This is a genomic window from Saccharothrix xinjiangensis (assembly GCF_039527585.1).
GTDB classification, from domain to species: domain Bacteria; phylum Actinomycetota; class Actinomycetes; order Mycobacteriales; family Pseudonocardiaceae; genus Actinosynnema; species Actinosynnema xinjiangensis.
Genome location: NZ_BAAAKE010000007.1, coordinates 281840 through 299898, shown reverse-complemented (window position 1 = coordinate 299898; position 18059 = coordinate 281840). Strand labels below are relative to the sequence as shown.

Below are 18059 nucleotides of genomic sequence, written 5' to 3'. Positions count from 1 at the left end.
CACCCAATGCCATTGTTGCCCCCAGTTGAACCACAATTCGGTCGCAGATTCCCAAGACCTCGACCGACCCCCAAGCTCCACCTAGCAAAGCAGCGGAACATCTGTCCGAGCATCGGCCGTTCGGGGGAACTTGCCCGCCGGCCGAGTGGGCACTCCGTGACCGTACCTGCTGCGATCAGCCCCCATTGGACCATCGACGCCCGATCGACAAGGGACGGACACGAAGGACAGATCAACATTAGGGCCGCCTTACCGCAGGACGACAGCGGGCAGAATCAGGGACTTCCGCCAGCGGCGACCGGTGTTACAGTCGAAGTGATCGCGACGTCACCCGACGTCGCGACACACCGAAGTCCCCGCGTGCCCGAAAAAGGCACCGCGACCGTTCAAGGCACCCTTGCCGGGTGAATTATCGCCTTTTTCCGGTCCGCCGGCGCGGCCACCGCGGCCCGGCCGCCGACCGTCCACCGGGGACCGCCGGCGCGGCGGGGCTCGCCCGGCGGCCCGCGCGAGGTGGAGACTCCACCGGTGAACCGCGGACGAGTGCTGGTCGTGTCGGTCGGAGTCGTGCGCCCCCTGCCCTGGCACGGGCGCACGGTGGCGTCGGGCATCGCGAAGACACCGGTGGCGGGGCCGGTCGAGGTCACCCGGCTCGGCCTGGCGGGCGACGAGCAGGGTGACCGGAAGCGCCACGGCGGACCGGACAAGGCGGTCCTCGTGTACCCGGACGAGCACTACCGGGCGTGGGCCCGGCAGCTCGGCGACCTGACCGCGCCCGCGTTCGGCGAGAACCTCACCACCACCGGCGTCCTGGAGGGCGACGCCGTGCTGGGATCCGTCTACGCCATCGGCACGGCGGTGCTCCAGGTGACCCAACCACGCCGCCCGTGCTTCAGGCTGGCCGCGCACCACGGCGTCGAGGACATGGCCGTCCTCACCCAGCGCAGCGGCCGAACCGGTTTCTACTGCCGCGTCCTGCGCCCCGGCCACCTGACCGCCGGCGACACCGTGGCCCTGCTCTCCCGACCGGAGCACGGCATCACAGCCGCCGAGGTGCACCGCGTGCTCAACGTCGACCGCGGCGACCACGTGGCGGCCCGCCACCTGCTCGACCACCCCGGCGTCCTGCCGGAGTCGTGGGTCGCCCTGCTGCGCAAGCGCTTGGACGGGCACCTCGACGACCAGGCCGAACGCCTGCACGGCCCGGCGGGCGCCACGCCTCCCCCGTCCTGACCCCGGCCCCCGCCGGACCGGCGGGGTTTCAGGTGATCTTGCGGATCAGACCGGTGTAGCCCGCGACCGCCAGGGTGGCCAGCGCCCAGACCGCGCCCTGCAACAACCAGATGAGCACCGTGAAAGCCTGGCCCTGCCGCGTAGCGGTGTTCAGGTCGCAGCGGTCCCGCAGACCGGTCGCGCCCAGCGGGAGGCCCCGGTCGATGCCCAGGCCGACCTGTTCGACGAGGGAGCACGGCGTGTGGGGAGCCCTGGCGTTCTTGGTGCGCTCGGCCGCGTAGTGGCCCGGGGAGGTCGGCACCTGCCCCGCCGCGACGCCCGCCGCGCCCGCCATGAGCAGCACGACCAGCAGGGCGACGGCGGTGCGGCCCGCCCGGTAGCCGTAGCCGCCGACGACGCCCCAGGCGCGGTGCGCCAGCTTCCCCCAGGGGCGGGAGCGGAGGTCGCCGCGGTCGCGCAGGTCCTCCTGCTGGGTGATGAGGACCCGCCTGGCCGCGGCGTCGTGCCCGGCGGCGCGCTGGACGGCGGCGAGCTGCTGGTACGGCTGGGCGGCGTAATCGACGGTGTGGTGCCGGATCCAGTGCAGCCAGCGCTCCCACCCCGTGTGGTCCAACGAGGCGTAGGTGAACCCGGCGAGCCTCATCTTCCGCCGACCGTCGCAAGTCTCGGCGCAGAGGAGCCGGTCGTCCAGGTACACCGACGTGGACCGGGTGTGCACCAGGTCCAGGACGGGGCCTCCCGGGTTGGACAGCTCACCCGAGACCAGGAGCATCCCGCCGATATTCGCCGAGTGCAGGACGACCGACGCGGCGGGTCCGGCGCCGGACGCGGTGAAGTTGTCGGCCAGGTAGACGTTGCCGCCCACCTGCGCCCCTCGGGCGGACACCGCGCTCGCCGCGCTGTTGGTGATCGTCGAGTGGTTCAGGTCCAGGTCGCCGTCCACGCGGGCGGCGATGAGCCGCACGGTCCCGTGGTGGTCATCGGAGTGCGCGGTGAACCCGCGGCGCAGGAACACCGAGAGGTCGACGTGCAGCCCGTCGGCCATGAACGCGGGACCCCGCGTGCAGGTGAGCACGGCGCCGTTCGCCTCGAAGTTGCCCGCGATGTGCGCCCCGGTGAGCCGCACCGCGCCCTGCGGGTGGTCGGTGTTCGCGACGACCCCGCGGAGGAACGCGTTGCCGTCGACCCGCAGCCGGTCCGCGTGGAACGCCGGCAGTCGGCTGCCGTCGAGGTCCAGCGCGGAGAGGCGGGCGCTCCGGGCGGTGACGATCTCGGTGATCTCGCAGTCGGCGAGGCGCAGCCTGACCGGGCTCTGGACGAAGTCGAGGTCCAGCGCGCCGACGACGCGGGCGCCGCTCAGCTGCACGCCGCGCGGGTCCGGTCGGTCGACGTGGCGGCCCAGCAGCAGGTCGCGGATCAGCTCGGCCCTGATCTCGTTGCCGCCCTCCAGGACGGCGCCGGAGCGGACGGCCTCCACCAGGGCGCGTTCGGCCTTCGTCAGCCGGGACTCGGCGAGCACCCTCCCACTGTCCCACGCCGACGCGCGGGGGCACCGGCGCAACGGGCACGGCTTCACGCCGGCGCGGGCGTCCGCTCCTCGGCCAGGTGCTGCTGGAGGCGGGTGTGCCGGAACTGGTAGATCGCCCCGGTCTGCCGGAGCACCCCGCGCCGGTGGGCGTCGTCGAGGAACCGCACCAGCCGCCACGGGAGCCTGCCGCACAACGCCCACCAGGCCAGTGACGCCGCGTACAGCACCGAGGCGTTGCCGACCACGTACCCGAGGCCCGTGCCCAGGCCGAACCCCAGGGCCGCGACCACGTGCCAGCCCTGGACGGGCCGGCCGATCACCACCGCCGCGAACAGCACGGGCAGCTGGAACGCCACGGCCCAGGAGAGCAGGCACACGGCGGTCGACACGACGTCACCGCGCAGCGACCTGCCGGGCCGGGGCACGCTGAACGCGTCCGGCGGGGCGGTCAGCCACGTCCCGAGCCCGACGGCCGCGGCCACCACCACGCCGAGGGCGACGGGCGCCCACCAGTCCCGCGGGTCCTCGACCCCGGTCGCCAGGAGCGCCCCGGTCGCGGTCACCGCCGCGAACAGCAGGCCGAGGACCACCCGGGACGTGATCGTCCCGCCTCGGCCCCTGACGCGCGGGCCGAGGCGGTGCGGCGGGCGCTGCCCCGACGAGGCGATGCCGACCAGCAGCACGAGCGCCACCCCGGTCACCGCGGTCTCCCAGGCCGGTGCGGGGTGGGCGTAGTCGAGGAACCAGGTGGCCGTGCCCAGCACCACGGGCGCGAGGAGCAGGTGGCGCAGCGGCGCCCGCTTCCGCGCGACCCCGACCAGCCAGGTGAACGCGAACCCGATCGCGAAGCCGGACGCGAGGGACGAGGCCTCGCCGACCGCCGCCCAGAAGAGCGGGCCGGCGAGGGCGGGCACGAGGACGAGGCGGGGCCGGGGCAGCCGCCACCAGGCGATGTCGCGGCCGGCCGGCCCGGTGGCGTTGCGGGCCAGGAAGGTCAGCCAGCGGCGCGCCCGGTCGGCCGGGTACCGACCGGTGCGCGCGGGCAGCGGCGCGAGCCGGGGCGGTGGCGCGGGCGGGTCGCCGTAGACCGCGGTCACCAGCGAGTCGAGCAGGTGCCGCTCCACGTCGGCGGGCTCGGCGAACCGCCGCGGGTCGGTCAGCTCGGCGGGGTCGCGGTCGGGCCCGGCGTAGACGGTGCGGGCGAGGTTGATCGCCAAGGGGTTCGACAGGGACCGCGTGAGCGCCGAACCCGGCGCCGCGCGCAACTGGTCGAGCACCGGCGCCCAGCGCCGGGCGGCCCGCGGCGACGAGGCGGACAGGAACTCGATCGCGTCGTCGGCGGCGACGGGTTCCAGCTCGACCACGGCGGCCGCGGGCAGGGCCTCGCCACCCTCGCGCACGGCGTCCTCGTACTCGTCGCCGCGGCACGTCAGCACCAGCGGCCGGCCCCGGCCGAACGCGCGGTGGACGCCCTCCAGCGCGGGCGCGAGCAGGGCGTGCGGCAGTTCGTCCAACCCGTCGAGCAGCGGCACGAGGCGCTGCTCGGCCACCAGGCGGCGCGCGGCGTGGCGGCCGTGGGCCCTCCGGTTCCGCAGGGCCGGGTGGTCGGACTCCAACCGCCGGATGATCCAGTCCTCCAGGTGCTCGCCGCGCGGGTCCCACGACGACGGCGAGAGCAGCACCGGCACGGGCTCGCCGGGGCGGCGCCGGGCGAGCAGGTCCAGGGTGAGCAGCAGGGCCGTCGCCGACTTCCCCGCGCCGGGCCCGCCGAGGACCACCAGCCGCCGGTCCGCCGAGGCGAACAACCCGGCCAGGTCGTCGAGGTCGCCGCCCGCGACGACGGGCGCGACCGGGCAGGCGACCGGGCGGCGGGTGGGTGCCCAGCGCAGGCGCAGCGGCTCCGGCCTGCGCAGCGAGCGGATCGCGGCCTCGGCCTCCCACTGCCGGCCCACCACGGCCGCCAGGCCGTCCGCGGCGCCGCCCGGGGCGGGACCCCCGGTCACGACGTCGCCGTTGACCACGCCGATCTGCGTGACCTCGCCCGCGTGGCCGTCGAACCCGTTCCACACGATTCGCGCCGCTGCCCGGTCGCGTCGGAAAACACCCATGTCCACCCCCGCGCTTCGCACGAGAGTACTTGTCGGACAACCGGAAATCGGGAATCCGTCGCGCATTCACACCAAAGAGGAGCCGGGGATTCCACTCGGCGGCAGCCCTTTCCCACGGGCCTCGTCGGGCCGCGAGGACCTGCTCCGCGGACCTCGCCCACGACGACGCGGGTCCGACCGGTTCGAGGCTGCCGCCCGCCCGACGCGGCGGCGGTGGTCCCGGCACCCGGCCCGGTACCGGGATCGACCGGAACAGCGGTGGTGGCAAGGAAAAACCCGCCACCGGGAGCTGTTGCCCCCGGTGGCGGGTTTCCCGGTCGTCAGGCGTGCGGGTTGAACGGGATGCCGCTCGGCTTGGCCTGCGCCAGGTTGTTGTTGAACGCGCTGTCCTTGATGGCCAGGCTCGCGCTGCCGAAGTTGGCGTTCACGAGGATGTCCCTGATGCCCGGCGGGAAGTGGTCCCAGCTGACCAGGTCCGGGTACTGCCAGGCGCCGTAGTGGTTCTCCGGCTGCTCGGTCGAGCTCGCGAGGCGGAAGCAGTGCGTGCTCAGGCCGTCCTTGTGGTAGACGATCTTGGGGTGCGTGCCCTCCCAGGAGACCTGGGAGCGCGGGTAGGTCGAGTACTTGCCGTGCGCCGAGGTGGAGACGTACTGCGCCTGGTCGTTGCTGACCCACACGACGACGTGCTCGATGTCGTGCCGGTGGCCGCAGCAGTCGAGGCCCGGCACGGCCTGGTCCTTCTCGAAGTAGAGGTCGTAGAGGTAGGCGCACCAACCGTTGTTGCACTTGGAGCGCGAGTACGAGTTGGTGTTGTCCAGGTCGGACTGGTCGCGGCACTGGCCGTTGAGGGCGCCGGAGTTGTTCAGGCCCGTCGCGATCGCCCCGGTCGGCGAGATGGCCGGGGTCGGGTAGCAGCCGTCGGTGTCGTAGTCGAAGGCGGGCTGCCACTTGGCGTCGGCGGCGGCGGCGCTCGCGGGCAGCGCCTGCGGCGGCTCCGCCCAGGCGATCCCGGGCACGAGGACCGCCAGCAGGGTGGCGCCCAGCAGCGCGGTCAGCAGTTTCCTCGGGGTGGTTCGGATCCGGTCCGTCGTCTTGGCGGTCACGGCGACCATGCTCTCCATCCGTGTCGAGCGGCACGAGCGTCAGGGCCGGCGTCGCGGAGATCGACCGGCCGGTGACGAGGTTCGCGGCACGGGGCCGCACCGTCAACCCGCCGATGGTCGCACCGGGGCGAACAACCGGCGAACAGCGGGCTGCTGGTCTACACCACTCGGTCGTTGCCGCCGTCGACGGGCACCTGGGCGCCGGTGGTGCAGGCGAAGGTGTCCGAGCACATCTCCGCGACGAGCCTGCCGACCGCGGCGCTGGTGACCTCCGCGCCCAGCAGGTTCCGCCGCTTGTAGGCCTCGACGTCGAGGCCGTAGTGCGCGGCGCGCCGGGCGAGGACCTCCTCGGTCCACAGGCCGGTGTCGAAGACCGCGTCGGGGTGGACCGCGTTGACCCGGATGCCGTCGGGCGCCCACTCCAGGGCGGCGACCCTGGCCAGTTGGGTGACCGCGGCCTTCGACGCCGAGTACGCGGCGGCGCCCGGACCCGGCGCGGGCGCGTTCTTCGACGCGATGACGACGACCCGGCCGCCGCGCGGCGCCAGCCGGAGGAACGGGTGCGCCGCGCGGAACAGCATCGCGGTGGCCTCGGCGTTGACCGACATGGTGCGCCGCCACGAGTCAGCGTCGAGGTCGGCGATGGGCGTGTCGCCGGGGAACACGCCGGCGGAGGCGATCACGACGTCCAGCCCGCCGAACCGCTCGACGCCGCGCCGGATCGCGTCCTCCACCGCCGCCGTGTCGGTGACGTCGACCCGGAGGCCCAGGTAGTCGGTGCGGCTCCCGGTCGGGGTGAGGTCCAGGCCGATCACGCACGCGCCCCTGGCGCGCAGCGCGTCGGCGCAGGCCCGGCCGATGCCGGAGGCGGCGCCGGTGACGAGGGCGACCTCGCCGGTGAACTCCGCCGGTGGGCCCGCCCGCCGGAGCTTGGCCTGCTCCAGCTCCCAGTACTCCATCTCGAACAGGTTCGCCGGCGGCAGGGCGCGGTACCCGCCGAGTTCTTCGGCGTGCTCGATGATGTCGATGGTGTGCGCGTAGATGTCGCGGGCGATGTCGGCGTCCGCGGCCCGCCGGCCGGCGGTGAGCATCCCGAGTTCGGGGTCGAGCACGACGCGGGGCGCCGGGTCGAGCATGGTCAGGCCCGGTCGCGCGTGCCGCTCGAAGTAGCGGCGGTACTCGGCGGCGTAGCCCCCGACGTCCCGGCCGACCAGCGGCACCCGCTTGGTGCGGATGACGTGGTCGGGTGTCGCCGGGCCGCGGGTGGCGACGTCGGCCAGGTCGGGCCTGGCGACGAAGGCCGCCGTGGCGGGGTCGGTGTGCCTGGTGACGACCATCGGGTGACCGGCGGCCGCCGAGATCTCCGCGCGGAGGGCGGCGAGGTCGCGGGGGTCGACGCGGGGCAGGGACGCGGGCGCGCGGGTGGGGCGGCGGCGCGCCAGGTGGGCCTCGGCGGCGCTGACCAGCTCGACGTGCCGGGCGTAGGCCTGTTCGGTGTCCTCGCCGAAGGTGAACAGGCCGTGGTTCGCCAGGACCACGCCGATCGTGCGCTCATGGGCCTGTTCGGCGAACGACCGGGCGCATTCGCGGGCGAGGGCGAAACCCGGCATGACGTAGGGGACGACCACGACGCGGTCGCCGAAGACCTCTTCGACGAGGGGCTCGCGCAGGTTGGTCAGCGTGATCACGGCGTCGGCGTGGGTGTGCAGCACGGCGGGGTGCGGCAGGAGCGCGTGCAGCAGGGTCTCGACGCTGGGGTCGGGCGCGCTCGCGTCGAGCAGGGCGCACCGCAGCTCGTTCATCATCCGGTCGTCGGGCAGGTCGGGCACGGTCAGCAGCTCGCGCAGCCGGTCGAGCCTCAGGGGCGCGAACCCGGCGCGTTCGATGTCCGCCAGGTCCCAGCCGCTGCCCTTGACGTGCAGCACGTCCACCCGGCGGCCGGTGAGGTCGGTGACGACCGCCTTGACCGAGGTGTTGCCGCCGCCGTGCAGGACCAGCGACGGTTCGCGGCCGAGCAGCCGGGAGCCGTGCACGCAGGCGTCGAGGGGGTCCGTCCCGGGGTCAGCCCAGCGGTTGTCCACTGATCGTCCGCTCGTCGGTGATGATGGCCGTGACCAGGTCGGCCGGGGTGACGTCGAAGGCGTAGTTCAGCGCGGCGGTGGGGCGGTCGCCGACCACCTCGGCGGGGTCGCGGACCTCGATCTCGACCCCCGCGCCGTCCGGGGTGGCAGGGTCGATGGTCGACTCGGGCGCGGCGACGAGGAACGGGATGCCCGCCCTGGCCGCGGCCAGGGCCAGCGGGTAGGTGCCGATCTTGTTGACCACGTCGCCGTTGGCCGCGATCCGGTCCGCGCCGACGACGACCGCGTCGGCCAGGCCGCGGGCGATCACGGTCGGTCCCGCGGAGTCGACGACCACGGTGTGCCCGACGCCCATCCGGGCCAGCTCCCACGCGGTCAGCCTGCTGCCCTGGAGCAGCGGCCTGGTCTCGTCGACGTAGACGTGGCCCAGGGCTTCGGCATCCCGAAGCGCGCGGACCACGCCGAGCGCGGTGCCCCACTCGACGCAGGCCAGCGCGCCCGCGTTGCAGTGGGTCTGCACGTTGACCGGCCCGCCGAGCCGGTCGACCAGCCAGCGCGCGCCGCGCAGGCCGAGGGCGCGGTTGCGGCGGACGTCGTCCTCCAGCACGTGGACGGCCTCGGCGACCACGGCGTCCAGGCCCTCGTCGAGCCGCGCCAGGACCCGGTCGACGCCCCAGGCGAGGTTGACCGCGGTCGGGCGGGCGGAGCGCAGCCGGGCCGCCTGGGCCCGGACGTCCCCGCCGCCGCACGCGGCCAGCGCCACGCCGAGCGCGCCGGCCACGCCGAGCGCGGGCGCGCCCCGGATGGCCAACCGGCGGATGGCGTGGACGAGCTGGTCGACCGTGTCGATGCGCAGCGTCGTCAGCTCGTCGGGGAGCAGGGTCTGGTCGATCGCGATGACCCGGCCGTCCGCCCAGTCGATCGTCCGCATGGTCCGAGTGTGCCGAGCCGGGCCGGTCCGGGGAAGCGGGCGACACGAACGGACGATCATGGGCCCGACGCGGGGTGCGCCCTGGCGGTCGGGCGCACCCCGGTCCGCCGCTACCCGCTGACCGAGGCCGAGAAGTTGTCGACCGCCAGGCCCGTGCCGCCGTTCCACGGCTCGAAACCGGCCTGGATGCTGGTCAGGTACCAGGAGTTGGTGATCGCGCCGCGGTTGCGCACGTCGTTGATGAAGTCGAGCACGTTGAACGACCACGACGTGATGGGCGAGGGCGCGACGTAGGAGATCACGTTGTTGCCGCCGTTGTTGCCGCGCCAGACCTGCCAGGTGCGGCCGCCGACCGTGGCGTTGCCCACGGCGCTGCCGATCGGCTGGATCGAGCCCTGGCGGTTGAACCAGATCATGATCTCCATCTGGTTCACCCCGGTGGTCTTCGGCGTGGGGTCGAGCCAGATGTCGTACGAGGCGTTGTAGGTGCCGCCCGCGTACCGGTAGTTGATCGACGACGTCGCGCTGCGGATGCGGCTGACCTGCATGGGCAGGTTCGACCCCGGCGAGCAGTTGCCGTAGTGGCAGCCGAGGTAGACCGACGGGTAGGACAGGGGCGCGCCGTTGGTGGGGGCCGAGCCCTGCTGCTGGGTGAGCTGGAACCCGGTCGAGGTGACGTTGATGCACTGCGTGGCGGAGGAACCCCACCGGTTGTTCTGGACCACGTAGCGGCCCTGGATGGTGGTCGTCCCGTACTGCTGGCAGATCGTCACGTCGGCCTGGGCCGGCCCGGCGGCGGACACGAGCGCGCCGGCGGCCAGCAGGCCGGTCAGCGCGAGGGACCGGAAGGTGCTTCGCATGGAACTCCTCTCGAAGGATCCGCGGCGGCGATGGCGCAGAGCGCTCTGGGAGCGCTCCCAAGGTAACCCCCGCACGCGTCCGGCGCACAGTCCGTTCCGGTGAAGCACGCCCCCTCCCCCGCGACGGCCCGCCCGGCGGCGCCCGCTCCGGCACGGGGCGGGAGCGGTTCCCGTTTCGCCGGAGAACCGCGGCGAGCGGTTCCGCCCCGCGATCCGGCACCGCGGCGAACCCATTCTCCTTTGGCGGAAAATCCTTTCTCGGCGCACTCTTTCCTGAACAGTGGAAAGTATCCCGAAAATTCTCTTCCACCATTTCTCCGGCATTCGTCGCTCAGTGGTCCTGCACAGGCCGCCGGGCAGTGGACCTGCCACCCGCACGCGGCGGGCACCACGCTCGGTCGGCGCGACCGGACACGAGAGGACCAGCGATGGACGAGAACCACGTGTCCCCCGGCGAACCCCTGCCCGGCGGGGCCCAGGACGGCGGGATCCAGGACGGCGGGCCCCGCACCGTCGACCGCCGCCGGTTCCTGTTCCTGGCCGGCGCGGGCGGCCTGGTGCCGGCGGTCGCCTCGTCGGGCGGACCACCGGGCGCGGTCGGCGGCGACGTCGCGTTGGCGGCCAACGCGACCCGGACGCCGCACCTGCGCCGCCGCGAGGACCTGCTCAACCTGCGCGTCGACCTGCTTCAACGCCGACGTGGCCCAGACCTCCGGCGGCGCCGGGCTGCGCCGGGTCGCCGCCGGCAGCGCTTACCTGGTGGTGCACTTCCCGCCGCAGGCGGTGCTGGAGCGGGTGTTGACCGACCGGCTGCGGCTGGGCGACCTGCCGCTGCCCACCAGGGTGGCCGGGCCGAGCAGGCCGGCCTTCGACATCACCTCCGCGCTGCCGATGGCCCTCACGCTGGAGAACCTCCTGGGGTGGACCGGTTTCGCGCCGCGCCTGGCCCCCACCGCGACCGTCGTGTTCGTGCCCGACGCCGCGATCACCGGGGCCGACCAGCTGCTCACCCGGATCCACGACGCCTACGACTCCGGTGACCAGGCCGAACCCGTCGCCGTGCGCACCGCCGACACCGGGGGCCGCCGGATCGCCCTGGCGCGACCCGGCAGCCACCCGGCCGGCAGCACCACCGCCACCGTCGACCAGGTCGTGTTCAACTCGCACGTCTCCTCCGGCGCCAAGAGCGACCTGCCGGCCGCCGGCAAGGCGCCGTTCCACCCGCACCTGGAGCGGGCCGTGCCGAGGCTGCCCGAGGTCGCCGCGCTGACCGGCACCAAGAACCCCGACGACGAGCCGAAGACGAGCCGAAGACGAGCCGCCGCTACCGCGAGGACGTCGACGCCGACGAGTGGACGGTGAGCTGGACGCCCGCGGTCCAGTCCGGGCCCGCGAGGCTGCCGGTGTTCGAACCGCTGCCCCTGCCGCCGAACGAGCCGTCCGCCAGGACGCTCACCCTGCTCTCCACCTAACACCCACCCGCGCAAGGCCGGTGTGGACTCCGGCTACCGGGTCCACGGCGAGCTGCGCGACTTCGCCCTGCACCTGTTCGGGACGCGGGGCGAGTGGCGGGTCATCACCCTGGAGTTCGACCACCTGCGGTTCACGCAGGCCACCGGCGCCAAGACCGCCATCGCCTGCCGGGTGCGCCACAAGGTGTCGGTCTAGTTCTACCTGGACCTGACCTACCAGGAGAAGGCCGACCGCAGCTCGGTGCTCGTCGGCGAGGCGAGCGTGACCGTCTCGATCGAGTTGTGGCTGTTCAGCGAGACCTTCACCGTCCGCACCCGGCGCGAGTTCGCCAAGACGCCCGCGCCCGCCGCCCGTCGCGCGTCCGGCGGCGACCGCGCCGCCCTGGCCGCGCCGGGAGCGCCCGCCCACCACTTCGGCGCGATGTGCACCCAGCAGGACTGGAACACCTACTGCGCCGCGTTCGCACCCGTGGGAGCCTGACCGTGAACGAGCAGACCATCACCTGGACCGTGCTGCCCAACGGGATCACCCCCGGCCTGGACGTGGTGCGGTTCTCCCTGCACGTGGCGCCGCGGCTGCTGCCCGACCCCGCGCCCGGCGAGCTGATCGACTTCCCGGACTGGGCCAACTGGCCCGCGCGGGTCTCCGGGGCGGCGTTCCAGCTGGAGTTCCCCGACCTCGTCGACCCCGGCACCGGAAGACCCGTGCGCGCCGCGGCCAAGCGCGTGTCCGCACCGGGCAGCGGGCGCTGGACGGCCCTGTTCACCGACCTGTCGCGCGTCAACGGGCACTCGCTGACCAGGTTCACCCGGCGGCGCATCCGCTCCTACCCCGCCCGCCACGTGCGCGATTTCCTCGACCAGCGCTACGGCCGGTTCGGCGCGCGCACGCCCGAGCGGTTCCCGACGCTGGACGAGCTGACCGCGGACGACGCGTTCGGGCCCGTCGGGTTCGAGCTCGACAGCGACCGGGCCGGGCTCGGCCCGGAGCGCAAGAAGCGGCTGCGCGACCAGTTGGAGCGCATGTTCAGCCTCGGCGCGCAGGACCCGGCGGGGTGGGCGGTGCCGTTCCGGCCGGGCGACGCCGCGACCGCCGACGGCGTGGCGCTGACGTTCCTCCAGGCCGAGCGGTTCCACCGCAGGCGGCCCCCGATCGTCGGCGACCTGCCGCCGCTGCCGGCGCCCGAGCCGGACTTCCACCAGGTCGTCGCGATGACCCGCGAGCACCACCACCTCCAGCGGCTGCTGGGCCTGGTGCTGGACCTGGGGTCCACCGACCCGGTCCTGCTGGGCCTGGCGCGCGGCAACGAGCAGGTCACCCGGGTGCGCGTGGTCACCGACCTCAAGCCGCTGCTGGGCTCCGCGGACGCGGTGCACGTGCGGCCCACGATGCGGTGCCGGATCGGCAAGGGCGCGCGGGGCCACGTGTTCACCGCGACCCCGCAGGACACCGACAGCGACCTGCGCGACGGGCTGCTGCGGGTCGGCGACCCCGACCGGTTCGCGGTCGTGCAGGTCGACCCGGACAGCGCGGCGCCGGCCGTGCGGGAGTTCGCCGACACCGTCACCCGGCTGCGCGTCGAGCGCGGCGGGCAGGTGCGCAAGCGCAGCGCGAGCACGCCGGACGAGCAGGCGCTGCCGGTGCTGCGCACGGCCGGGTTCTCGGTGGGCAGGCTGTCGCGCGCCGCCCGGTTGGCGGCGAAGGTCGACCGGGGCCGGGCGGTCGACGAGGCCGCGTTCGGCCCGGGTGGCGACGAGATCACCGACGACATCGCGCTGAACGCCGACGACGTGGTGCGCGGCTACCGGTGGGACGTGCGCGACGAGAACGGCGGCGAGGTCGAGCTGGACCCGGACTTCCCGTTCGACGCCAAGTTCGGTCCCAGGGCGCTGCCACGGCTGCGGTTCGGCAGGCGGTACCGGTTCCGGGCGCGGGCGGTGGACATCGCGGGCAACTCGCTGACGGCCGAGCAGGCCGACGCGGTCACCGACGCGGCGCCGAGCACCCCGGTGGAGACCTTCCGCCGGTTCGAGCCGGTGGACGCCACCCGCTACGCCGAGCCGGCCACCCGGGACGCCGCCGTGCTGGAGCAGCACTCCTCGGCTCGCGCCCTGCCCGCGCCCGCGGACCGGCACTGGTGCTACGACACCGACCAGCCGGCGGTGCCCTACCTGCCCGAGCCGCTGGCCAAGCGGATCCTCGTGCGCGGCCTGCCCGGCGGCGCCACGTCCACCGCGATCACCGCCGTCGACCCGGCCACCTGGCCCACCGCCAGGGTTTCCGGCTCCGGCTCCGGCAGGGCACGCCCGGCTGGACGTGGAACGAGTCGGCGCGCCTGCTGACCGCGCGGCTCATGCCCGGCGACAGCTACCGGCTCCGGCTCTCCGCGCAGTCAGCGAGTTCTTCCGGGAGCACCGGGAGGTCTCGTTCACCGGCGCGGCCACCGGCAGGTTCGAGCGCACCTCCGGCGGCAGGCTCGCCACTCCCCGCGTGCTGGAGGTGGCGTTCGTCCGCCCCGACACGCGCAGCGCGCCCGCCGTGGTGGAGCACGACATCCCCAGCTCGGCGCGCCCCGCCGCGCCCGTGGTCCGCCAGGTCGTGCCGATCTTCCGCTGGGAGGACCCCGCACCGGGCCGGAGCGTGCGGCGCGGCGCGGTGACCACGTGGGGCAACGACCCCGCGCAGCACTCCACCTCGGTGGCCGACGACGTGCTCCACAGCTCCTTCCCGCCGGCCACCTGCTTCAGCACCGGCATGACCGTGCCCGAGCACCCGACCACCGAGCTGAAGGTCGCCGCGCACGACGTGGCCTACGACGGCTCGCGCCGCCTGTGGTGCTGCGACATCCACATCACCCGGCAGGACGACACGGCGCTGGAGGGCTACTTCCCGTTCGTGCGGCTGGCGCTGGCCCGCTTCCAGCCCAGGTCGGTGCTCGGCTGCCACCTGTCGGCCGCGGTGACCGCGGACTTCGCGCAGCTCGCGCCGGACCGCTCGGTCGTGGTGACCGGCGCCGGCTCCACCCGCTCCGTGCAGGTGACCGGTCCCGGCGCGACCATCGGACCCGGCAGCGGCCCGCGCAACGAGGTCCGGCTGACCGTGGAGCGGCAGCTCGACGGGGTGACCGACCCGGTGCTGCGGTGGCAGCCGGCGGGCGTCGGCTTCACCGCCACGCTGACCGACCCGACCTCCGCCACGGGCGTGCTGACGTGGTCGGGCGCGGTGGCGCTGCCCACCGGGGCCGGTCCGCTGCGGCTGGTGGTCGAGGAGTTCGAGGCGCACCGCGACGGCGGCGGCGGCACCGTCGCCACCCGCCTGGTGCACACCGACACCGTCCCGCTGTCCTGAGGGGACGCGGCGGACCGGCGGGCCGGGACCGGGAAAAGGGGCCGGCACCACCCCCAGGGTTGGTGCCGGCCCCGTCTCGGACCTCCGGTGTCCCGCCGCGGCGGTCTACCAGGGGCTGCCCCCGCCCGAGCCGCTGCCCCGGCTGTCGGCCGGGCGCTGCTGGGCGACGACCTCGGTGTCGGCGCCCCGGACCTGCGAGGTCAACGCCTCGGCGGTGGTCGCGAGCGACGCGGCGGCGGCCAGTGCCAGCGCGGCGCCGGCGATGGTCCTGCGGATGTTCATGAGAACTCCTCCCCTTCGTTTCCTCTTGCGCACAACCCGCGCGGAGCGCGCGGACGACTACAGGGCGATCGCCCGGTCGGTGGTCAGGTCGTCGGCGGTCAGGTCTTCGGCGGCGAGCACGTCGACCAGCTCGTCCAGCACCGTGCGCAGCACCCGGTCGGGCAGGTGGCCGTGGCCGAGGACCAGCCCGTTGCCCGCCGGCCTGCCGGGCAGGTGGAACGAGGCCAGGGTGGGCACCAGCACGCCGCGCCGGCGCAGCTCGGCGTGCGCGGCCCCGGCGTCGAGCCGGTCGGGCAGGTGCGCCACGACCGTGCCCGCCGCGCCCGGCGGCGCGAGGCGCACCGCGGGGCCCAGCGGCGCGAGCGCGGCGCGCACCAGGGCGTCCTTGCGCTCGAACAGCCGCCCGAGCTGGTGCAGGCGGCGCACGACGCGGCCTTCGTCCAGCAGGTGCGCCATGGCCGACTGGGCCACGTGGGACGGCTGCTCGTCGTCCTGGCGCGCGCACCGGCCCAGGTCGCCCAGCAGGTCCCGGTGCGCCAGCACGTAGCCGACCCGCAGCGACGGGGCGAACACGCCGCGGAAGTCGCCCACCAGCGCGGCGCACGGCCCGGCCAGGTGCAGCAGCCGGGGCAGCGGCGCGGCGGCGGGCGCGACGTGGTCGCAGGCCACCTCCACCAGGAGGCCGTCCTCGCGGCGCGCCCAGTCCGCCAGCTGCTGGCGGCGCAACGCCGACACGACCGCGCCGAACGGCTGCTGCCCGTCCGGTGAGACCAGCACGGCCGCGCACGAGGGCGGCACCGCGCCGGTCCACCCGCCGTCCCGGTCCACCGGCAGCGCCACGGGCCGGTGGCCGCTGTCCGCGACCACCTGCCGCAGCACCGGCGGCGCGGGGTCCTGGACGGCCACGCGACCGCCGCCCAGCGCGTCCAGCACCAGCCGCAGTCCGTGCGGCACCCCGGCGGTGATCAGCACCTCGTGCTCGTCGCAGGCCAGGCCGCGGGTGCGCCGCAGGTGCCCGGCCACGGCCCGGCGCAGCTCCGGCAGGCCGCCGCGGGGCAGCGCGCTCACCGGCGGCGGCCGGAAGCTGGCGTGCCGCCACGCCGCGCGCCACGCGGCCAGCGGGAACCGCTCGCGGGTCGCCTGGCCCGGCGTGCAGTCGACGCGGTCGGGCCTCGTGGGCGCCGCCGGCGGACCGGCCGCGGCAGGTCGGGCGCGGCGGGCGGCGACGTAGCTGCCCGAGCCCTGGCGCCCCTCCAGGTAGCCCCGCACGTAGAGGAGCTCGTAGGCCGCCAGCGCGACCCCGCGCGAGACCCGGAGCTGCTCGGCCAGCGTCCGCGTCGACGGCAGCCGGCAGCCGCGGTCGAGCAGCCCGCGGTCGACCGCGCCGGCCAGCTGCTCGGCCAGCTGGTCCTGGAGCGGGCGGCGCGCGGCGCGGTCCAGCTCGATCGGCACGGTCAAACCCTGTGAACTGCGCATCTTCCCCCCTGGTGCGGCAGTGCCGGCGCGTGGGCGACCCGGCGGGCCTCGACGATCCGCTCGAAGGGCACCCCGGCCCGGTCGAAGGTCGTCCCCAGCTCCTCCGGACCGTCCCCGGTGAACAGGCAGAAGTAGTTGTCGTCGCCCGGCACGGTCAGGCAACAGGTCAGCTCGGCGGTCCCCCGACCCTCGGCGAGCACGCGGCGCAGCGCGGCCACCACCTCGTCCGGGTCCGCGCCGGGCAGGTAGCACTCCACCAGGAACAGCCGCGCCGAGCGCCACTCCGCCGTCTCCGCCATGCCACGAGCGTGCTCCCCCGACACCCCTCGACGAATCGGGGAGCAACCCCACAGTTGATCGGCCGCCCCCTGTGCACGTTCCCAGTCTTCGTGGCAGATGCGGCCTTGATCTGCGGTTGTATCTGCGCTTCCATTTTTGTGCACGTTCACATCCCTGTTCCGCCGCAGGCGCCGCACCCTCGATCAAAGGAGATCGGATGTCCGGACCCCACCGGGCGGCCAAGGCCGCCCTCGCCCTGGCGACCGCCGTGCTGCCCCTGACCGCGCTCACCCCGGCCGTCTCCGCGGCCGGTTCGCTGACCATGCTCGGAGCCGACGTCTCGACCGCGCAACGCGCCCTGGAGCTGGGCGCGAGGTACTACGACGCGTCCGGCACGGCCCGGGACCCGCTCGACATCCTCAAGGGCGCGGGCGTCAACTACGTCCGCCTGCGCGTCTGGAACAACCCGCGCAGCGGCTACAACAACAAGGCGAAGGTCCTGGCCTACGCCAGGACCGTGAAGGCCAAGGGCCTCAAGCTGCTGGTCGACTTCCACTACTCGGACACCTGGGCCGACCCCGGCAAGCAGCACAAGCCGGCCGCCTGGTCGGGTCACGACATCGGCCGCTTGCAGACCGACGTCTACGACTACACCCACGACGTGTGCAGCAGCCTCAAGGCCCAGGGCACCACGCCGGACAGCGTGCAGATCGGCAACGAGATCAACGTCGGGATGCTGTGGAACGAGGGCAAGGTGGTCAACAACGACTTCACCAACCTCAGCCTGCTGCTGAAAGCCGGGTACAACGCCACCAAGGCGTGCCACAGCGGCACCAAGGTCATGATCCACACGGCGAACGCCGACAACCTCGACCACGCCCGCTGGTTCTACGACGGGATCAGGTCGAAGGGCGTGCCCTGGGACATCACGGCGCTGTCGTACTACTGCTCGTGGCACGGCACGATGGCCAACCTCCACAACGTCATCACCGACGTGCGCTCCCGTTACGGCAAGGACGTCGTGCTGGCGGAGACGGCGTACCCATTCACCTCCGCGAACGCCGACGGCACCGGCAACTCCATCACCTCCGGCTGCGCCGACTACCCGCTGACGTGGAGCGGCCAGGCCACCAACTTCACCCACGTGCAGAACACCGCGCGCAACGCGGGCGCCATCGGCGTCTTCTACTGGGAGCCGACCTGGCACGCGGTCCCCGGCAACGGGTGGGACCCGGCCGACATCAACGGCAGCGGCAACGGTTGGGACAACATGGCGATCTTCGACTGGTCGGGCCGGATCAACCCGAACGTCCGCTGGACGCCGTGACGCGGTTCCCGGGTGGGGCGGCGCCCCACC

The 18059-nt window shown here is 74.2% G+C and carries 17 protein-coding genes; 7 read left to right on the top strand and 10 right to left on the bottom strand.

From position 1 onward, the window contains the following. Positions 1-528 precede the first annotated feature (528 nt). Positions 529-1233, top strand: coding sequence for an MOSC domain-containing protein (locus ABD223_RS18510; RefSeq protein WP_344037519.1), 705 nt, complete (start codon positions 529-531; stop codon positions 1231-1233). 28 nt (positions 1234-1261) lie between these two features. On the opposite strand, the gene ABD223_RS18505 is transcribed toward ABD223_RS18510, so the two are convergent. The 6 genes from ABD223_RS18505 to ABD223_RS18480 form a co-directional block, all read right to left on the bottom strand. Further along, positions 1262-2752 carry a hypothetical protein gene (locus ABD223_RS18505; protein ID WP_344037518.1) on the bottom strand — a complete coding sequence of 497 codons (1491 nt, stop codon included), beginning with the start codon at positions 2750-2752 and terminating at the stop codon, positions 1262-1264. A 53-nt stretch (positions 2753-2805) separates the two neighbouring features. Further along, positions 2806-4869, bottom strand: a complete 2064-nt coding sequence (locus ABD223_RS18500; RefSeq protein ID WP_344037517.1) for a hypothetical protein — start codon at positions 4867-4869, stop codon at positions 2806-2808. A gap of 320 nt (positions 4870-5189) precedes the next feature. Continuing rightward, a complete protein-coding gene (locus ABD223_RS18495; RefSeq protein ID WP_344037516.1) occupies positions 5190-5972 on the bottom strand; it encodes an NPP1 family protein in 783 nt (260 codons plus the stop codon). Between the two features lie 158 nt (positions 5973-6130). Next, positions 6131-8053, bottom strand: coding sequence for a bifunctional aldolase/short-chain dehydrogenase (locus tag ABD223_RS18490; protein WP_344037515.1), 1923 nt, complete (start codon positions 8051-8053; stop codon positions 6131-6133). After that, entirely contained in the window at positions 8034-8984 is a 951-nt protein-coding gene (mtnA, locus tag ABD223_RS18485) for an S-methyl-5-thioribose-1-phosphate isomerase (protein WP_344037514.1), read from the bottom strand. The genes ABD223_RS18490 and mtnA overlap by 20 nt, the downstream gene beginning before the upstream one ends. A gap of 110 nt (positions 8985-9094) precedes the next feature. Next, positions 9095-9844: a GH12 family glycosyl hydrolase domain-containing protein gene (locus ABD223_RS18480; protein WP_344037513.1), complete on the bottom strand. Its 750-nt coding sequence runs from the start codon at positions 9842-9844 to the stop codon at positions 9095-9097. Positions 9845-10543: 699 nt separating this feature from the next. Between ABD223_RS18480 and ABD223_RS18475 the strand changes: the two genes are divergently transcribed. Beyond that, positions 10544-11206, top strand: coding sequence for a hypothetical protein (locus tag ABD223_RS18475; RefSeq protein ID WP_344037512.1), 663 nt, complete (start codon positions 10544-10546; stop codon positions 11204-11206). Here ABD223_RS18475 and ABD223_RS18470 read toward each other — a convergent pair. Beyond that, positions 11169-11300, bottom strand: coding sequence for a hypothetical protein (locus tag ABD223_RS18470; RefSeq protein ID WP_344037511.1), 132 nt, complete (start codon positions 11298-11300; stop codon positions 11169-11171). The two genes, ABD223_RS18475 and ABD223_RS18470, sit on opposite strands and share 38 nt — an antisense overlap. A 38-nt stretch (positions 11301-11338) precedes the next feature. On the opposite strand from ABD223_RS18470, the gene ABD223_RS18465 reads away from it, so the two are divergent. The 4 genes from ABD223_RS18465 to ABD223_RS18450 all read left to right on the top strand — a co-directional run bounded on the left by ABD223_RS18465 (position 11339) and on the right by ABD223_RS18450 (position 14665). Then, positions 11339-11512 (top strand): hypothetical protein, encoded by a 174-nt coding sequence (locus ABD223_RS18465; RefSeq protein ID WP_344037510.1) that lies wholly within the window; start codon positions 11339-11341, stop codon positions 11510-11512. Between the two features lie 66 nt (positions 11513-11578). Then, positions 11579-11797, top strand: a complete 219-nt coding sequence (locus ABD223_RS18460; RefSeq protein WP_344037509.1) for a hypothetical protein — start codon at positions 11579-11581, stop codon at positions 11795-11797. A gap of 2 nt (positions 11798-11799) precedes the next feature. Continuing rightward, positions 11800-13659 (top strand): hypothetical protein, encoded by a 1860-nt coding sequence (locus tag ABD223_RS18455; RefSeq protein WP_344037508.1) that lies wholly within the window; start codon positions 11800-11802, stop codon positions 13657-13659. Next, positions 13634-14665, top strand: coding sequence for a hypothetical protein (locus ABD223_RS18450; protein ID WP_344037507.1), 1032 nt, complete (start codon positions 13634-13636; stop codon positions 14663-14665). Before ABD223_RS18455 ends, ABD223_RS18450 begins: the two co-directional genes overlap by 26 nt. Positions 14666-14770: 105 nt before the next feature. Here the strand turns inward: ABD223_RS18450 and ABD223_RS18445 are convergent, their stop codons facing one another. From ABD223_RS18445 to ABD223_RS18435, 3 genes are read right to left on the bottom strand one after another with little or no spacing between them, the layout of a single operon-like run. Continuing rightward, positions 14771-14947, bottom strand: coding sequence for a hypothetical protein (locus ABD223_RS18445; protein ID WP_344037506.1), 177 nt, complete (start codon positions 14945-14947; stop codon positions 14771-14773). Positions 14948-15004: 57 nt separating this feature from the next. Beyond that, complete coding sequence (locus tag ABD223_RS18440; RefSeq protein WP_344037505.1) at positions 15005-16423, bottom strand: aminotransferase-like domain-containing protein; 1419 nt, start codon at positions 16421-16423, stop codon at positions 15005-15007. Beyond that, complete coding sequence (locus ABD223_RS18435) at positions 16402-16722, bottom strand: hypothetical protein (protein WP_344037504.1); 321 nt, start codon at positions 16720-16722, stop codon at positions 16402-16404. The genes ABD223_RS18440 and ABD223_RS18435 overlap by 22 nt, the downstream gene beginning before the upstream one ends. A 197-nt stretch (positions 16723-16919) precedes the next feature. Here ABD223_RS18435 and ABD223_RS18430 point away from each other — a divergent pair, with 197 nt between their 5' ends. Continuing rightward, entirely contained in the window at positions 16920-18029 is a 1110-nt protein-coding gene (locus tag ABD223_RS18430) for a glycoside hydrolase family 53 protein (RefSeq protein ID WP_344037503.1), read from the top strand. Positions 18030-18059: the final 30 nt, after the last annotated feature.

Bases quoted from the DNA above. Each gene is read 5' to 3' on its own strand.
- ABD223_RS18500 (WP_344037517.1), bottom strand. From the start codon at position 4,869: ATGGGTGTTTTCCGACGCGACCGGGCAGCGGCGCGAATCGTGTGGAAC.
- mtnA (WP_344037514.1), bottom strand. From the start codon at position 8,984: ATGCGGACGATCGACTGGGCGGACGGCCGGGTCATCGCGATCGACCAG.
- ABD223_RS18480 (WP_344037513.1), bottom strand. From the start codon at position 9,844: ATGCGAAGCACCTTCCGGTCCCTCGCGCTGACCGGCCTGCTGGCCGCC.
- ABD223_RS18445 (WP_344037506.1), bottom strand. From the start codon at position 14,947: ATGAACATCCGCAGGACCATCGCCGGCGCCGCGCTGGCACTGGCCGCC.
- ABD223_RS18440 (WP_344037505.1), bottom strand. From the start codon at position 16,423: ATGCGCAGTTCACAGGGTTTGACCGTGCCGATCGAGCTGGACCGCGCC.
- ABD223_RS18435 (WP_344037504.1), bottom strand. From the start codon at position 16,722: ATGGCGGAGACGGCGGAGTGGCGCTCGGCGCGGCTGTTCCTGGTGGAG.
- ABD223_RS18430 (WP_344037503.1), top strand. From the start codon at position 16,920: ATGTCCGGACCCCACCGGGCGGCCAAGGCCGCCCTCGCCCTGGCGACC.